Here is a 545-nt window from a genome sequence, read left to right as displayed (position 1 = left end):
GGCCCCGGCTGTCGACGGCCCGGTACAGATACGCCCAGCGGCCATTGACCTTCACGTAGGTTTCATCCATGTGCCACGGGCAAAGATCGGAAGGGTTACGCCAGTACCAGCGCAGCCGTTTTTCCATTTCAGGCGCATAACGCTGAACCCAGCGGTAAATCGTGGAGTGATCGACATTCGCTCCGCGTTCAGCCAGCATCTCCTGCAGCTCACGGTAACTGATGCCGTATTTGCAGTACCAGCGTACGGCCCACAGAATGATGTCACGCTGAAAATGCCGGCCTTTGAATGGGTTCATGTGCAGCTCCATCAGCAAAAGGGGATGATAAGTTTATCACCACCGACTATTTGCAACAGTGCCCATCGGCGTAGTAGTGGATGTGGTCGATGACAAAGCCGGTGCGGGTCAGCGTGCGCCGGAGGATCGGCAGAAAATCGACCAGGAACGAAGTAGCGCGTGTGACGACGGCCGGTACGCCGACACGCGCCACGGCCTCGGCCCAGCGCGCGGCCGGCGGTTGGAGCAGGCCGTTGTGCACCGAACC

General features: G+C 59.4%; 2 pseudogenes. Both read right to left on the bottom strand.

Annotated elements, in window-relative coordinates:
- A pseudogene (locus R7Q09_RS27775) lies at positions 1-298 on the bottom strand (IS6-like element IS26 family transposase); the annotation flags it as partial.
- Positions 299-362: 64 nt separating this feature from the next.
- Positions 363-545: pseudogene (locus tag R7Q09_RS27770) on the bottom strand (transposase); the annotation flags it as partial.

This window comes from Vibrio sp. 2130-1 (genome assembly GCF_033339515.1).
The sequence above is the reverse complement of the archived record's forward strand: the minus strand, read 5'-3'. Positions and strand labels throughout refer to the sequence as shown.